The following is a 13,940-nucleotide window of genomic DNA, read 5'->3' as shown; positions in this document are numbered from 1 at the left end:
TGGCCTCCGCGCTACGCCAAAGGACGACCCATGAGTGGCGGGGACTCACCGCAGCTTCACGCCGTGCAGGCCGGCATTGCCGGGCCGTCGCCGTTGCGCGAGGTGATCCCGACGCTGTGCATCGCCATCGCAACGATCGGCTTTGTTCCGGTGCTGCACGTGGCGAGCCCGGTCCTGTCCCTGACCGTCGAGGTCCTGATCGCAATCGCAATCATCGTCACGGTGCCGACCTACGCGCCGGCCATCGCGATCTTCGTCCTGTTCTTCCAGAACCTGTTCGTCTCCATCCTGTCGCCACTGGTCCCGGCTCCGTCCGATCTCGACTTCATCAAGGGCTACAATTTCCTCGTCTGCTCCGTGATGTGGCTGACGACGTTCGGCCTCTACGTGTTCGGCCAAAGGAATCGATCGGCCGAGGTGAACCAGATCATGCGCTGGGGCGTCGTCACCCTCGCCGTGGTCGCGCTCTATTTCGCGATCGGCTTCGTCCAGGACGGCCAGGCGGCAACGGTCTATTTGCGCAACATCGTGCTTCCGCTGTTTCTGTTCCAGCTCTCGTTGCTGACGGCGGCGACCTATGAAGTTCGCGCGACATCGTTCCTGGTGACGCTCGCCGTCATTCTCATCATTTGCGGCTACGTCGAGTTTGCGTTCCGGGATTTCTGGCTGGCGATTACGAACGGCTATACGTTCTGGGGTTTCGACGAGCTCAAGGCGACCCGTTCGGGAGTATGGGAAGCCGAGATGCGCGCCACCGGAAACGTGCCTGTCGACCTCAAGGATCGTTTCAGTTTCGACTTCCTGAATACGCCCCTGCTCGAAGGCTTCGGGCTGTCGAAGATCCTGCGCATCCACGGCCCGAACATGCACCCGATCAGCTTCGGGTATGGCATCGCCTTCTTCGGGCTGTTCCTGTTTTCGGTCGGGCGCCCGTTTCTGGCCTTCGTTGCGTTGCCTCTCCTGATCTTTTGCAGCGTGAAGGGGGCGCTGATCGTGGTGGTGTTCGTCGCCGCAGCCTGGATGGCGACCCGTCTGCTCGGCGCCATGGTGACGCTATTGCTCGGCTTCGTGGCCTTGACCGTGTTTGCCGTCGCTGCGATTCGTGTCGGCTTGCAGATCGGCGATTATCACGTTCTTGGTCTCATGGGGGGCTTGAACGGATTTCTGGAAAAGCCGTTTGGCCGGGGTCTCGGAGTTGGCGGAAACCTGTCGGAGGGTTATTTCTCGATCGACTGGAGCGCAGCACAGCAGGCCGGAACGACCGAGGGCGCGGTCGAGAGCGCGATCGGCGTGCTGATCTACCAGATGGGCATCGCCGCCCTCGTGCCGCTTGGCTTCTATTTCGCGATGGCGCTCAGGGCATGGCGCCTCTACGCATCATCGGGATATCTGACGCAGGGCCTCGCAGGCTTCGGCGTCATGGTCGTGCTGCTCAACGGCATGTTCCAGGAAGAGGCCCTGTTCGCGCCGCCGGCGCTGGGCCTCATGCTCTCGCTCACCGGGCTCGTGATCGGAAGCCAGATCAGGATGCAGACGGTGGTCGTGCAGAGCGCAGAGCCGGCGTCGCTCACGCACTACCAGGCCGCGACTTGAGCTCATCGGGTTGCCGGCGCGAAATATTTCCCGTGAACGCGCGCGGGGCCGGGGGCATATCGCCGGCCGCAGCGCCACCAAACGCCGGCACGACGTAGGTGGGCCGTCTCGCCGCTGTTCAGCGCGTCGCCTTCGAATTGATGGCGAGCTTTTGCCGCCCGCGCAGGAACTTCCATTTTTTCCCGGCGTTGGGTTAGCGGCCTGCAAAAGCAGCCGGCAGCGCGAGATGAAGAACCTTTCCAACGCCGAATTTTCGCCCGAAGTGATCGAGTTGATGACCGCCGCCCTGGAAGCAGCGGTGGCGACGCTGCCGGAGCCGGTGCATGCCTCACATGTCAGTGCGCTCGCCGAATCCATCCTGCGCACGGCCGGTGCTGGGGAGCGCGATGTGGCGAACCTGAAGAGGATCGCCTTGATGGAGCTGCAACTGGCGCCACGCACTTGATGAGGTCGACATGAAGACAACAGCCGCTGTCGTCATTGCGCTCTTTGCGGCATTCTCCGCTGGTGCCCGCGCAGAGAGCTGGACCGGCTACCGCATTCCCGAGTCCGGCACCTCGGTCGAAATCCCCGCTTCGCTCTTCTCGGAGCTTGCCGGGAAGCCTGACGGATACGGCCAGCAATTTCGCACGTCGGATGGCCGCGCCGATCTCACCGTGCAGGCCGTTCCGAACCAGGGGCTCTCGCCAGCCGAATTCCTGGCCAGGAAGAATCCTCCATCCGGAATCGTCTACAAGCGGATCACCCCGAGCTTCTTCGTGGTCTCCAGCGTCAAGCGCGACAAGATCTGGTATGATCGCTGCAATTTCTCGCAGCGCTACGTGCATTGCGTGCTGATCAATTATCCCGCGGACGAGAAGCGGCAATGGGATGGCGTCGTGACGCGGATCAGCCACAGCCTGGGTGCCGACTGAATCGGGGCCGCGTGTGGCTAATGCCTCACCGCCACCCCAGCGCCGGCGCCACCTGCGTGAGGATCGCCTCGATCGCATGCGCGCAGTAGTCAACGCCGAGCTGATTGGGGATCGTCAGCAGCAACGTGTCCGCCTCCGCAATCGCCTCGTCCTGCCGGAGCTGCTCGATCAGTGCGTCCGGCTCGGACGCATAACTCCGGCCAAAGATCGCGCGGGTTTGCGGGTCGATGAAGCCGATTTGGTCCTCGCCGCCGCGCTCGCCGCCGAAATAGGCGCGGTCGCGATCGTTCATCAGCGCGAAGATGCTGCGGCTGACGGACACGCGAGGTTCACGCGTGTGGCCGGCTTCCTTCCACGCGGCGCGAAAGCTACGGATCTGGGCGGCCTGCTGCACGTGAAAGGCTTCGCCGGTCTCGTCGTTCTTCAGCGTCGAGCTCTGCAAGTTCATGCCGAGCTTCGCCGCCCACACCGCGGTGGCGTTCGAGCCGGCGCCCCACCAGATCCGTTCGCGCAGGCCCGCGGCATGCGGCTCCAGGCGCAACAGGCCCGGCGGGTTCGGAAACATCGGCTGCGGATTGGGCTCGGCAAAGCCTTCGCCGCGGAGCAGATCGAGGAAGACCTCTGCATGGCGCCGGCCCATGTCGGCATCGCTCTGGCCGTCGGCCGGGCGATAACCAAAGTAGCGCCAGCCGTCGATCACCTGCTCGGGCGAGCCGCGGCTGATGCCGAGCTGGAGCCGCCCGCCGGCGATGAGATCGGCGCTGCCGGCATCCTCCACCATGTAGAGCGGGTTCTCGTAGCGCATGTCGATGACGGCGGTGCCGATCTCGATCTTGCTGGTTTTCGCACCGACCGCGGCGAGCAGCGGAAAGGGCGAGGCGAGCTGGCGTGCGAAATGATGCACACGGAAGTAAGCGCCGTCCGCCCCTAACTGCTCCGCCGCGACGGCAAGCTCGATGGATTGCAGCAGCGTGTCCGCGGCCGAGCGGGTCTGCGACTGCGGCGAGGGCGTCCAGTGTCCGAAGGACAGGAATCCGATTTTCTTCATGGGGGCAATTTAAGGATGGTCTCGGCGATTTGCGATGGGCATCTCGGAGGAAACCGGGTCACGAGCGGGCCCGTCGCCTGCGTCGTGGTCCGGTTTGGGGGTGTCCAGGGCACGCCATTGCCTTGGCGTCATTCCGGTCCAGCGCTTGAAGGCGTGGGTGAACGCGCTGACTTCTCCGTAGCCGAGCAGCCAGGCGGTTTGCGAAATAGGCAGTTCGTCGTTCTTCAGATAGCTCTTGGCGAGATCGATCTTCATCTCGTCAAGGACGCCGCTGAAGGTCAATCCCTCCAAAGCGAGGCGCCGCACCAGCGTGCGATGGCTCATGCCTAAGCGGCGGGCGATCTCTTCGACCCGTGCCTCGCGATGCGGGAGCAGGGGGGCGATCGCATTTTCGACGCTCGATCTGAGCGAGGTCGCGCGCGACTTGCGGTGCGCCAGCGCCTCTTCGCAATAGGCGACCAGCAGATCGTTCAGATAGTGGTCAGCGCTCTCGATCGGGATGAGGCCCGTTGATTGAGGGAAGATGATCTCGTCGACGTCGCAACCGAACTCGATCTCGCACCCCATGAACGACTTGACGTCCGCGGGTGTCGTGCGGCGGCGATGGGCGACCCGGACCTGGCTCGGGACCAGCCGGCGGTTGGTCAGGACGCGGTTGATTCGAATGATGGTGGTCAGCCAGAATTCGATCTGGTGCCGGTCCGATCGCCGATCCATGCCGACATATCTCAGCGCAATTTTCATCTCCTTCGCGGCGAATCGCAGCGAAACCCCTTCATTGGCGAGGTGGCAATAGCGCTCCGCTTTGGACAAGGCTTCGGCGACCGTGCCGGAGGACGCGGTGACATAGTAAAGCAGGCCGATTTCTCGCAGGTCGAAGTCCCGTGCCAGATGAAATCCGAGCGTGTCGTCCTGCAGCGCCTCGGCACCAAGCTCCACAAATCGGATCTGGCTTTCAGCGCCAAGGCGCGCCTTGCGATCTTCGATCTGCGCGCGCGTCAATCCGACCCTGGACAACAGACTGTCCGCCTGGATGCCGACCTCCAGCAGGCGGGCCCAGACCAGGCGTGCGATCGCGCCGGTGGCACTGGGCAGCGATTGGAACTGAGGCGAACGGGCAGCAGGCACAGCGAACCCTTTTCGTCGTTCTGTTGTTGGGAGCGCGATCGCGGCACGCAAAATCAAGTTATTGGCTCAAGATAACAAGAATGCCGGTGCCGTGTGACTTAAATCAGTCGCCTGCCCTGAGACTGGTGTTTTGTCCTCGGGGGCACCCCCATCCTCTCCAAGAATATCGAAGGCCTTGATGTCCAGCAGTGACGGCGCCACGCCGCCCATCAACGTGAAGATACTGCGAGGCTACGGAAAGTTGCTCGGAATTCCTCATATCGCCCATGGTTCCCGGACGGTTGCACTCGAACGGGTCGGGGATTGCGAGATCAGCATGTTCGAAGCGCTGGGAGCCGGCTTGCCTGACAGCCCGTTGTTCTGGATGGAGCTGTTCGACCTTCGCGTCGACTCGTCGCTCGACAGTCGCGGCTGCCACAACATGCGCGACGCGGTCGCAGCCTTCGAGGATTTTGCTTCGCAAGCGAGCCGTCTTGCGGAAATGTCGTCGCTCTGTGCCGTCGGCGAACTCTGAAGGTCGGAAATTGCGGCGTTCACCCGGCCCCCCTTCGCGAAGATGGCAGCATGGAAGGCTGTCCCCGCAAGTGCCGCTCCCCAGTGAGAAGCAGATTAGGCCCCACGGTTGGACGGCTTGAGCCCCATCTGGGAAGTGGCGACCCACCCGCTGAGGTCCGTTCAGTCAAGGCATGGCGTACCGGATTTGCTCACGTTAGGTCGTTCGGTGACCCGTACCGGTCCTCCGCCCATACGACCGTACCCGCCCGCTGCGAGTGCAGCAACTATCGAGACGTGATACTCTGCGTCCCGTCGTCCTCAATCTGCGATGAGGATCGAATGAAGCGGCGGGAGTTCCTGGCGGGCACTGCGGCGCTGCTGGTTCAGCCGAGGCATTTGCATGCACAAGGGAAGCCTCGGCGGATGAGTTTCCTTGGCATTTGGGCAGATGATCCGGCGCGCGACGCCGTTCACGCCGCATGGCTCAGCGGGTTAAGGGAGAAGGGTTGGATCGAGGGCAAGAACCTGCTCGTCGAATATCGTTACGCCCCGGATCGCACGTCAGCTTTAGCCGCCGAGCTCATCGCCTTAACTCCCGATGTGCTCGTCGCCCCGGGACCGCTGGCCGCGCAAGCCCTGAAATCAGCAACCTCCATCATTCCGATTGTTTTCGTGGCTGTCGCCGATCCCGTGGGGCTCGGCCTCGTGCAAAGCCTGTCGCGACCAAGCGGCAACATGACGGGTGTTGCAACCATGGTTCGCGATGACTTCGGCGCGAAACGTCTCGAAATCCTCCGCCCTTCTGGCGTTTGCGGACGAGGTGATCGAATAGTCTAACTTCCGCTTCTGACCCCGAAAGCGACGTTGAGATCGTGCCACGATGGGTCTGCTGGGCGGAGCAGACAGGATGCTCGAAGCAAGCGAACTGGATGGTGCTTCTGCCCTGCAGCGGACCACGAGCTCAGATCATTCGATCTGCCAGGCGCAGAGGCGTCCTCAGATTTCGCAACCGGTCGAATTCAATGCCTTGCGCAAGCCACCAAACGCCTTGAGCCGACAGGGCTCGGTATCGCTGGCAACCTTTGAACTCCGGACATTGTCAGTTCGCTTGGCGACGGTTGCCTTTGGTTTCGGCGTGGGCTTGGGCCTGGGTTTTGGATGCTCAGCGGTCGCGATCTTCTTCGAATTGTGCCGATGACGGGCGACAGGCTTCGGCTCGGACGAACCGGTATTACCGATATGGATGCCTTCTGGCAGAGCAACGCGGTCCTCGACCAAAGCAGCCTGTGTCGGCATCTCGCGGCTTACAGCAACAACTTCGAGGCGATCGGCCTTCGCCAGCGCGCCATGTGAAGCGGAAATGCCTGCGTCCTGCTCGGCAGGTGGCTGAACGATCGCGACTGCGCGACGCGGTGGGGCTCTCAGCTCCATTGCTGACAGCACTCCTACACTCAGCAGGATAAGGAGGCCCAGCAACGCCATTCTCAGCATAATGCGCCTCTAACCTCGGTTAGTGCCGCTGAAAATTGTCCGCGCCAATAAGGCAACTTGTCGACGGCTGCCGACCCATGGCGATTCATTTGCCGACAGGGTTAACGCCGGTGATGCTCCCCCACGTACCGAGAAGGCCGCCGCTCAACTGTGGTTTCCGTGCGCAGACCGTATCTGGTCACGGAAGATGGTCTGCTAGGTCCTGAACTGAACACCACGAGACCATCGTCATGCCTGCTCCTTGAGAGAAGCCGGACGCCGCCTGACTGATTGGCTGACAGCTGCTTTTGACCCATAGCGGACGTGCCCTGCTCGCTAGGCCGCATTGCGGTGAATCTATTAGCCGCGCTAAAGATACCTGATGATGGCTCGCTCGATACCCACGCCTCTCTGGTTCGCGGCGGCCCTTTTCCCAATGGTTGTGTCGCAAATTGTAAGACTGCAACAATCCGATCCGGCAGCATGGATCGTTTGGGATTACGCAGGCCGCCTCGGGGCTTTGGCAGTTCTGAGCGCCATACCTGCTGCCCGGACGATAGCCTTCCGATTTGAACCACTTCGAATAGCGCGATGGGAAGTGACCATCTGGATTGTCGGCATTGTCCTCGCGGACCACTATTTGGGTGGTTGGATGCGACGAACCATTAATGGAGTCCTACCTGCAACAGTGCTCGGGGCATATCCTGAAGCGCAAGGCTGGCTACATGTCGTCGATACCTTTTTTGGTCTTGGGCTAGTTGCCTTTAGTGAGGAGATCGTATTCCGCCGCTGTGCGCGTCATCTGCTCCAGAGCTATTTGGATGACGGCTATGCCTTGGTTCTCGCAACAACTTTTTTGTTTGGCGCCTATCACTGGTGGACGGGTTTCGGGAATATTGGCGCGGCTGTGGTGACAGGTGGCTTGTTGATGATCTTGTACCGCCGATCCGGGGCACTTTGGCCTGCAGTTCTTGGACACTACCTGGCTGACATAGCGAACTTCGCGTTTTGAAAGGTCGCCTTTTGGCCCTTTTCCGATTCGCAGGCGCGAACTGGCGATGTCCGGTTTTGAGGGCAGAGCGGACGCGACCTCTGTCGCGAGCTACGAATGATGACTGCACGCCCTGGCGTAACCGGCTTTGCATGAATGCCCGGCGTGTTGACGAAGCCGTGGCGTCTCACGCGTAGGCCACCCAGCCGCGGAAGGTGAAGCCGGTATAGAACAGGCTTGGCTCGGAGAACCCAGCCTCGCGCAGGATCGCCTCATCCTGCGCGGGCGTGAGGATTTCCAGATGGTTGGTGACGGCGTTCCGCGCGGCTGCTGCCTTCTCCGGCTCGACGCCGGAGAATGCCAGGAACGCGGAATAGCGTGAGAACCAAAGCGGCCGCTGGTCGTCGTCGCCGGGGATGCTGAAATGGGCCGTCACGAACGGCGCGCCCGGCATGAGGCGGCGGCGGATTTCGGAGGCTATGCGACGCCGTTCCTCGACATCGACGAAATGCAGGGTCAGCAGGCACGTGGCGCCGCCGAACGGCCCCTCCGGCGCATCGTCGATATAGCCTTGATGCAGACGCGCGCGTGAAGCGAACGATCCCAGCGTTTGTTTCGCGAGATCGAGCATCGCCGCCGACGGGTCCACGCCGTCGAAGCTCCAGCGCGGCTGCGCTTGCGCGAAAGCCGTCAGCTCCAGGCCACCGCCGGCGCCGAGGACGAGGATACGCGCATCCTCTCGTGCACGCTCCGCCAGAAGAATCGCCGCCATGGACAGCATGGAATTGTAGCCGGGCACGAACCGCGGCGGTCCTTCCGTGTATTTCGCCACCATTTGCGGATCGACGAACGCGTTTTGAATGTCGGTCACGATGTCGTCCTGTTGAATGGAGCTGATCACGCGTGATGCGCGCTCATGCCTTGGAGTTTTCGGGATCCGAGGCGCTTGCTCAGATCGTCGCCCAGCATCGCCAGCGTCACTTCACCAAGGCGCGCCAGCAGCAGCGCCTCCGCATCGTGAAATGCCTTCTCGAGCGCGGCATTGACGGCCTGCTCGACGAGGCAGCCGGGCGCTTCCGTCCTGTTGCCCATGGCCAGCAGCGCGGGGCTGCCGAGCGCGATGTAGACGTCGCGCAGCGTCACCTTCGAAAGGTCGCAGGCCAGCGTCCAGCCGCCGCCATGTCCCTTCTCGGATCGGACATAACCGAGGTCCCGCAGGCCCGCCATGATGCGGCGGATCACGACGGGATTCGTGTCCATCGCCTTCGCCAGGGTCTCGGACGTGAAGGGGCCCGGCTGTTGCGCCATGTGCAGCAGCACGTGGAGCACGCCGGATAAACGGCTATCTCGTTTCATGTAACTCTATATGTTACATGATGGGGCAAAGGTCAACCGGCGTCGGCGCGTCGAACAGCCTGGGCGCCGGACGCGGTATAAAGCTGGAGAATATTGATACGGAGTAGCTGTACGGGCCCGCGTTATCCCACGCGGCCGATAATGCCATCATGCGCCTGTTTTGCCCGACGGGTCAACGTTCTCCGCAAAGCGCGTAACCCATTGATCTCGCACATGCCGTCTACTGTGCATGGGGTTGTTTTCGACATTTTTGTTTTGGACGCACTGCGTCTCGCCAGCGCGCCGTTTCCCGGTCGCCATGATGATTTGTCACGGTGACGGCGCTGCGTGCGAGGGCAACAATCGCCGGGTGGCCATCTGCACCTTTCGCCGCGACCTCGGTGCCCGCTTTCATCAATCCATTTTTCGGAGGCGCATTATGCAAGTTTATAATGTGGTGAAGTTCAAGGTGAAGCAGGGCGAGGAAGCCGCCTTCCTCGACGCGCACCGGAACGGCAAGGCCAAATGGCCAGGTCTCGAGCGCGGAATCATCATCCAGACCGGCAAGCAGACCTTCTGCCTCATCGGCACGTGGTCCAGCCAGGACGCGCTGGTTGCGGCACGCGCGGCGATGATCAAGACGCTCGACAGTTTCAGGTCGGTGCTCGAGGACCAGGGCAACGGACGCGGCGTCACCGATGCCGTTTCGGGAGAGGTGGTGCTTGATCTCTAGCAAGCGAGCAGCGCCCGCTACTTCATCACCCGCACGCCCTTGGTCGTGAACCGCTGCGTCTTGCCGCCCGGACGCATCGGCCGCTTCGTGCCGGCAGCCTTGCCGGTGCCGGGCGGCTGGTGCGCCGGCACGAGCTGATCGGGACGCGAGCCGATCAGGTCGCGGCGACCCATCTCGATCAAGGCCTCGCGCAGCACGGGCCAATTGTCGGGGTCGTGATAGCGCAGGAACGCCTTGTGCAGGCGGCGCTGGCGCAGGCCCTTGATCGCCTCGACCTTGTCGCTGCCGCCGCGGCGCACGCCGCGCAAGGGATTGACGCCGGTGTGGTACATCGCGGTTGCGGTCGCCATCGGCGAGGGCAGGAAGGTCTGCACCTGGTCGGCGCGATAGCGGTTCTTCTTGAGCCAGAGCGCGAGGTTCATCATGTCCTCGTCGGTCGTGCCCGGATGCGCCGCGATGAAATAGGGGATGAGATAGTATTTCTTGCCGGCCCGCTCGGCCGCTTCATCGAACATCCGCTTGAATTTGTTGTAGGCGCCGATGCCCGGCTTCATCATCTTGTCGAGCGGACCGCGCTCGGTGTGCTCGGGCGCAATCTTCAGGTAGCCGCCGACGTGATGGGTGACGAGCTCCTTGATGTATTCGGGGCTCTCGACCGCGAGGTCGTAGCGCACGCCGGAGGCGACCATCACCTTCTTGATGCCCTTGGTCTCGCGCACCTTGCGATAGAGCCGGATCAGGTCGTCATGCGAGGTGTTGAGGTTCGGGCAGATCTCGGGGAAGACGCAGGACGGCCGGCGGCACGCGGCCTCGACCTTCGGATCCTTGCACGCCATCCGGTACATGTTGGCAGTGGGGCCGCCGATGTCGGAGATCACGCCGGTGAAGCCCGGCGTCTTGTCGCGGATCTTCTCGATCTCGCGCAGGATCGAGCCTTCGGAGCGGTTCTGGATGATGCGGCCCTCGTGCTCGGTGATCGAGCAGAAGGTGCAGCCGCCGAAACAACCGCGCATGATCGTCACGGAGAACTTGATCATGTCCCAGGCGGGAATCTTGGCGTCGCCATAGGACGGATGCGGCGCGCGGGCGTAAGGCAGGTCGTAGACCGCGTCCATCTCGTCGCTGGTCAGCGGGATCGGCGGTGGGTTGAGCCAGAGATCACGGTCGCCGTGGCGCTGCACCAGCGGCCGCGCATTGCCGGGGTTGCTTTCACGGTGCAGCACGCGCGAGGCGCGGGCATAGGCGTCCTTGTCCTGCTCGACCTGCTCCAGTGCCGGCAGCCGGATGACGGTCGAGCCCTTCTGGCGCGTTGCGCCCTCGTCGGCGGAATCGAGATCGTCGGCATGCAGCTCGGCATAGTCCTCGGGCACACGGCGGAACAGCGCGACGCCGCGGATGTCGTTCAGCTCGCGCGGTGCCTCGCCGGCGGCGAGCCGCTGCGCGACTTCGACGACGGCGCGCTCGGCATTGCCATAAAGCAAGAGGTCCGCCTTGGCGTCGGCCAGCACCGAGCGGCGCACCTTGTCGGACCAGTAGTCGTAATGTGCGATCCGGCGCAGCGAGGCCTCGATGCCGCCGAGCACGATCGGCACGTCCTTGAACGCCTCGCGGCAGCGCTGGGCGTAAACGACGGTGCAGCGGTCCGGCCGCTTGCCGCCTTCGCCGCCCGCCGTGTAGGCGTCGTCATGGCGCAGGCGGCGGTCCGCGGTGTAGCGGTTCACCATGGAGTCCATGTTGCCGCCGGTGACGCCGAAGAACACCTTTGGCTTGCCCAGTGCCTTGAACGGCTCGGCCGAATGCCAGTCCGGCTGCGAGATGATGCCGACCCGAAAGCCTTGCGCCTCCAGCAGCCGGCCGATGATCGCCATGCCGAAGCTCGGATGGTCGACATAGGCGTCCCCGGTCACCAGCACGATGTCGCAGGCGTCCCAGCCGAGCGCATCCATCTCGGCGCGGCTCATGGGGAGGAACGGCGCCGGCTTGCGCGGGCGCGCCTGCGCCATCAGGGGCTTCTCGGCGGTGATGATCTGGGTGTCCATGGCGCCTACGCATAGGGCTGCGGGGCCGCGAATACAACCGACGGACGCGTGAAAGATTGCGGTTCCCCTAACGGCAATCCGGGCTCGCGGGCATCATCTCGACCGGGGGAGCATTGCAACCGCCGCATATGCCCATAAGCAAGCCGTCTTCCGGGTTCTCACCGGAGCACGCATCGGATATTCGATTGGTTCATGGGCCAGGGGACATTTGAAGGAACGTCTGAAGACGGACATAAAGCGAGCGCCGGCGCGGCATCGTCCGCAGGCGCCTGGCTCGGCGCGATCGCGCTGATCGGCTTCGTCCTGGTGGCGACCGCGCAGGCCTCCAACCAGATTCTGGCGCGCGGGCTCGCGGGCTCTGTGCCGCCCTTCGCGCTCGCCTTCTTTCGCTGGAGCATCGTCGCCGTCGGACTCGCGCCGATTGCGCTTGCCAAGATCCGCGACGGCCGCGTGCCGCTCGGCAAGAACATCTGGCCGGTTCTTGCCGCCGGCTTCATGGGCATGTTCCTGTGCGGCGGTCCGGTCTACGCCGCGGGCGTCTCGACAACGGCGATCCATATCGCGTTGATCATGGCGCTGTCGCCGATCACCGTGCTGTTGATCTCTGCCATGCGCGGTATGGAGCGCGTCGGCCTGCTGCAATGGCTCGGCACGGCACTCGCGCTATCAGGTGCATTGCTCATCATTTCCGGCGGCCATCCGCAGACGCTGATCGAACTGGAGACAGCCTCGGGCGACGGCCTCGTCGTGATCGCGATGCTCGGCTGGTCCGGCTACACCCTGCTGCAATCGCGCGCCGCACCGAAGGCGTCCCTGCTTGCGCGCATCAGCCTGTTCTCGGGCGCCGGCGCCTTGTTCTCGCTGCCGCTCGCGGTCATGGAGATGTGGGCGATGCCGGCCCAGGTCTTCAGCACCAAGGCGCTCTCGGCCTATGTCTTCGCCGGGGTCGTTCCCGGCCTGCTCGCCTATGCCGGCTTTGCCTGGCTCGGCGGCAAGTTCGGCTCGGTGCGGACCTCGCTCGTGCTCTATCTCGGGCCGATCGCGAGCGCGCTGCTGTCCTTTGCGATTCTGGGCGAGCCGCCGAAGTTGATCCACCTTCTCGGCGGCTTGCTGATCCTGGGCGGCGTCTGGGCCAGCTTGCGGCGATAGTTCCATCCGCATGCGTTGTGGCTCACCCGCAGGAACCATCTGTCTCCGTGAACATTCTGATGGAGGGCCTGCGCGGAGCCCTGCCGCGCGCGCTCACGTCCGGGGTGTTGATATTGCCTCGATGTTCGCCTCTGGCGATGGGGAAGTTGTGAGTACGGTCATAGAGAACTTGCTGTTGCGAAAGCAGAGCCTCGTCGAACAGCTCGAGAAGGCGCCGTCGGTCGAGGACCGCGACAGGATCGAGCATCAGCTCGAGCAGATCAACACCGCACTGGATTTCCTGGACAGACCGGGATCGAACGACGCGCGGTAGAGCATGACCAGAAAAGTGTGAAACGGTTTTCCGGAGAGATCATGCTCAAACAAAATCTGAAGCGCTCAATCCACTTTTAATGCTTTGGCGTAGACCACGCCCGAATTGGTGATGTGCGTGGTCATCAGCGCTTCGAAGGCGGCGAACTCGCCGCGCGTGAACAAATCGAGCAGCTTGCGATGCTCCTCGAAGGACGAGCGGGTGCGCACGTCGATCGGCGAGGTCAAATTGGTGCGCAGCGCGGCGACGCGGCCGGAGACGAGCTGATAGGACTCGATGAGATAGCGGTTGCCGCAATGCGCGAACAGCCCCTCGTGAAAGGCGGCATCGGCGCGGCCATAGCCGATATTGTCCTTTGCCGCGAGCGCCGGCTCCATCGCCGCGATCGCCTCGCTCATCGTCGTGACCGCACCGTCGCGATCGTGGCGGAAGGCGAGCTCGGCGGCTTTGGGCTCAAGTGCGATCCTGAAGGTGCAGAGCGCATTGATGTCCTCCGCGCTCGGCGTGAACACGAAGCTGCCGACCTGCGGCCGGATCACGACGAGCCCCTGCGCCTGCAACTGGCCCATCGCCTCGCGCACCGGCGTGCGGCTGACGCCGAAGGAGTTCGCCACCATCTCCTCGGAGATCGCGGCGCCGAGCGCGAACTCGCCGTCGATGATGGCCTGGCGCAGCCGCAGCACCACCCGCTGCGACAGCGATTTCGGCGTATCGAGCCTCAAGGAGCGCATC

16 protein-coding genes are annotated in these 13,940 nt (G+C 63.2%); 9 read left to right on the top strand and 7 right to left on the bottom strand.

The features are described 5' to 3' along the window. The first annotated feature begins 30 nt into the window (after nucleotides 1–30). From NLM15_RS41565 to NLM15_RS41555, 3 genes are all read left to right on the top strand, one after another. Nucleotides 31–1,593: a hypothetical protein gene (locus NLM15_RS41565; protein ID WP_254123778.1), complete on the top strand. Its 1,563-nt coding sequence runs from the start codon at nucleotides 31–33 to the stop codon at nucleotides 1,591–1,593. Nucleotides 1,594–1,819: 226 nt separating this feature from the next. Then, entirely contained in the window at nucleotides 1,820–2,038 is a 219-nt protein-coding gene (locus NLM15_RS41560; RefSeq protein WP_254123777.1) for a hypothetical protein, read from the top strand. Between the two features lie 10 nt (nucleotides 2,039–2,048). Then, the gene (locus NLM15_RS41555) at nucleotides 2,049–2,507 is read left to right on the top strand and encodes a hypothetical protein (RefSeq protein ID WP_254123776.1); all 459 of its coding nucleotides are present in this window, start codon (nucleotides 2,049–2,051) and stop codon (nucleotides 2,505–2,507) included. A gap of 25 nt (nucleotides 2,508–2,532) precedes the next feature. Here the strand turns inward: NLM15_RS41555 and NLM15_RS41550 are convergent, their stop codons facing one another. After that, nucleotides 2,533–3,555 carry an LLM class flavin-dependent oxidoreductase gene (locus NLM15_RS41550; protein WP_254123775.1) on the bottom strand — a complete coding sequence of 341 codons (1,023 nt, stop codon included), beginning with the start codon at nucleotides 3,553–3,555 and terminating at the stop codon, nucleotides 2,533–2,535. Between the two features lie 9 nt (nucleotides 3,556–3,564). Next, nucleotides 3,565–4,740 (bottom strand): AraC family transcriptional regulator, encoded by a 1,176-nt coding sequence (locus NLM15_RS41545; protein WP_254123774.1) that lies wholly within the window; start codon nucleotides 4,738–4,740, stop codon nucleotides 3,565–3,567. A gap of 259 nt (nucleotides 4,741–4,999) precedes the next feature. On the opposite strand from NLM15_RS41545, the gene NLM15_RS41540 reads away from it, so the two are divergent. Continuing rightward, nucleotides 5,000–5,197, top strand: coding sequence for a hypothetical protein (locus NLM15_RS41540; protein ID WP_254123773.1), 198 nt, complete (start codon nucleotides 5,000–5,002; stop codon nucleotides 5,195–5,197). Between the two features lie 320 nt (nucleotides 5,198–5,517). Next, nucleotides 5,518–6,015 carry an ABC transporter substrate binding protein gene (locus tag NLM15_RS41535; protein ID WP_254123772.1) on the top strand — a complete coding sequence of 166 codons (498 nt, stop codon included), beginning with the start codon at nucleotides 5,518–5,520 and terminating at the stop codon, nucleotides 6,013–6,015. 159 nt (nucleotides 6,016–6,174) lie between these two features. Here NLM15_RS41535 and NLM15_RS41530 read toward each other — a convergent pair whose 3' ends face one another. Further along, entirely contained in the window at nucleotides 6,175–6,609 is a 435-nt protein-coding gene (locus tag NLM15_RS41530; protein ID WP_254123771.1) for a hypothetical protein, read from the bottom strand. A gap of 421 nt (nucleotides 6,610–7,030) precedes the next feature. Here NLM15_RS41530 and NLM15_RS41525 point away from each other — a divergent pair, with 421 nt between their 5' ends. Beyond that, nucleotides 7,031–7,660 (top strand): CPBP family intramembrane glutamic endopeptidase, encoded by a 630-nt coding sequence (locus NLM15_RS41525; RefSeq protein ID WP_254123770.1) that lies wholly within the window; start codon nucleotides 7,031–7,033, stop codon nucleotides 7,658–7,660. 166 nt (nucleotides 7,661–7,826) lie between these two features. Here the strand turns inward: NLM15_RS41525 and NLM15_RS41520 are convergent, their stop codons facing one another. Then, on the bottom strand, nucleotides 7,827–8,540 hold the full coding sequence (locus tag NLM15_RS41520; RefSeq protein WP_254123769.1) for a class I SAM-dependent methyltransferase: 714 nt from the start codon (nucleotides 8,538–8,540) through the stop codon (nucleotides 7,827–7,829). Continuing rightward, complete coding sequence (locus tag NLM15_RS41515) at nucleotides 8,537–8,995, bottom strand: Rrf2 family transcriptional regulator (RefSeq protein WP_254123768.1); 459 nt, start codon at nucleotides 8,993–8,995, stop codon at nucleotides 8,537–8,539. The genes NLM15_RS41520 and NLM15_RS41515 overlap by 4 nt, the downstream gene beginning before the upstream one ends. Before the next feature lie 418 nt (nucleotides 8,996–9,413). Here NLM15_RS41515 and NLM15_RS41510 point away from each other — a divergent pair, with 418 nt between their 5' ends. Next, nucleotides 9,414–9,707, top strand: coding sequence for a DUF718 domain-containing protein (locus tag NLM15_RS41510; protein ID WP_254123767.1), 294 nt, complete (start codon nucleotides 9,414–9,416; stop codon nucleotides 9,705–9,707). Nucleotides 9,708–9,724: 17 nt separating this feature from the next. On the opposite strand, the gene NLM15_RS41505 is transcribed toward NLM15_RS41510, so the two are convergent. Next, nucleotides 9,725–11,746, bottom strand: coding sequence for a YgiQ family radical SAM protein (locus NLM15_RS41505; protein WP_254123766.1), 2,022 nt, complete (start codon nucleotides 11,744–11,746; stop codon nucleotides 9,725–9,727). A 192-nt stretch (nucleotides 11,747–11,938) separates the two neighbouring features. On the opposite strand from NLM15_RS41505, the gene NLM15_RS41500 reads away from it, so the two are divergent. Both NLM15_RS41500 and NLM15_RS41495 read left to right on the top strand, forming a co-directional pair. Then, entirely contained in the window at nucleotides 11,939–12,895 is a 957-nt protein-coding gene (locus NLM15_RS41500) for a DMT family transporter (RefSeq protein WP_254123765.1), read from the top strand. A gap of 148 nt (nucleotides 12,896–13,043) precedes the next feature. Continuing rightward, on the top strand, nucleotides 13,044–13,208 hold the full coding sequence (locus tag NLM15_RS41495; RefSeq protein WP_254123764.1) for a hypothetical protein: 165 nt from the start codon (nucleotides 13,044–13,046) through the stop codon (nucleotides 13,206–13,208). Between the two features lie 65 nt (nucleotides 13,209–13,273). Here the strand turns inward: NLM15_RS41495 and NLM15_RS41490 are convergent, their stop codons facing one another. Continuing rightward, nucleotides 13,274–13,939, bottom strand: coding sequence for a GntR family transcriptional regulator (locus NLM15_RS41490; RefSeq protein ID WP_254123763.1), 666 nt, complete (start codon nucleotides 13,937–13,939; stop codon nucleotides 13,274–13,276). Between the last annotated feature and the right edge of the window lies 1 nt (nucleotide 13,940).

Source organism: Bradyrhizobium sp. CCGB20, from assembly GCF_024199855.1.
Lineage (GTDB): Bacteria > Pseudomonadota > Alphaproteobacteria > Rhizobiales > Xanthobacteraceae > Bradyrhizobium.
This window is presented reverse-complemented; position numbering and strand designations above follow the sequence as displayed.

Excerpts from the sequence above, each read along its gene's own strand:
- NLM15_RS41535 (WP_254123772.1), top strand. The coding sequence starts at position 5,518 with ATGAAGCGGCGGGAGTTCCTGGCGGGCACTGCGGCGCTGCTGGTTCAG.
- NLM15_RS41505 (WP_254123766.1), bottom strand. The coding sequence starts at position 11,746 with ATGGACACCCAGATCATCACCGCCGAGAAGCCCCTGATGGCGCAGGCG.
- NLM15_RS41555 (WP_254123776.1), top strand. The coding sequence starts at position 2,049 with ATGAAGACAACAGCCGCTGTCGTCATTGCGCTCTTTGCGGCATTCTCC.
- NLM15_RS41565 (WP_254123778.1), top strand. The coding sequence starts at position 31 with ATGAGTGGCGGGGACTCACCGCAGCTTCACGCCGTGCAGGCCGGCATT.
- NLM15_RS41560 (WP_254123777.1), top strand. The coding sequence starts at position 1,820 with ATGAAGAACCTTTCCAACGCCGAATTTTCGCCCGAAGTGATCGAGTTG.
- NLM15_RS41530 (WP_254123771.1), bottom strand. The coding sequence starts at position 6,609 with ATGGAGCTGAGAGCCCCACCGCGTCGCGCAGTCGCGATCGTTCAGCCA.
- NLM15_RS41510 (WP_254123767.1), top strand. The coding sequence starts at position 9,414 with ATGCAAGTTTATAATGTGGTGAAGTTCAAGGTGAAGCAGGGCGAGGAA.
- NLM15_RS41525 (WP_254123770.1), top strand. The coding sequence starts at position 7,031 with ATGATGGCTCGCTCGATACCCACGCCTCTCTGGTTCGCGGCGGCCCTT.
- NLM15_RS41490 (WP_254123763.1), bottom strand. The coding sequence starts at position 13,939 with ATGCGCTCCTTGAGGCTCGATACGCCGAAATCGCTGTCGCAGCGGGTG.
- NLM15_RS41550 (WP_254123775.1), bottom strand. The coding sequence starts at position 3,555 with ATGAAGAAAATCGGATTCCTGTCCTTCGGACACTGGACGCCCTCGCCG.
- NLM15_RS41540 (WP_254123773.1), top strand. The coding sequence starts at position 5,000 with ATGTTCGAAGCGCTGGGAGCCGGCTTGCCTGACAGCCCGTTGTTCTGG.
- NLM15_RS41515 (WP_254123768.1), bottom strand. The coding sequence starts at position 8,995 with ATGAAACGAGATAGCCGTTTATCCGGCGTGCTCCACGTGCTGCTGCAC.
- NLM15_RS41500 (WP_254123765.1), top strand. The coding sequence starts at position 11,939 with ATGGGCCAGGGGACATTTGAAGGAACGTCTGAAGACGGACATAAAGCG.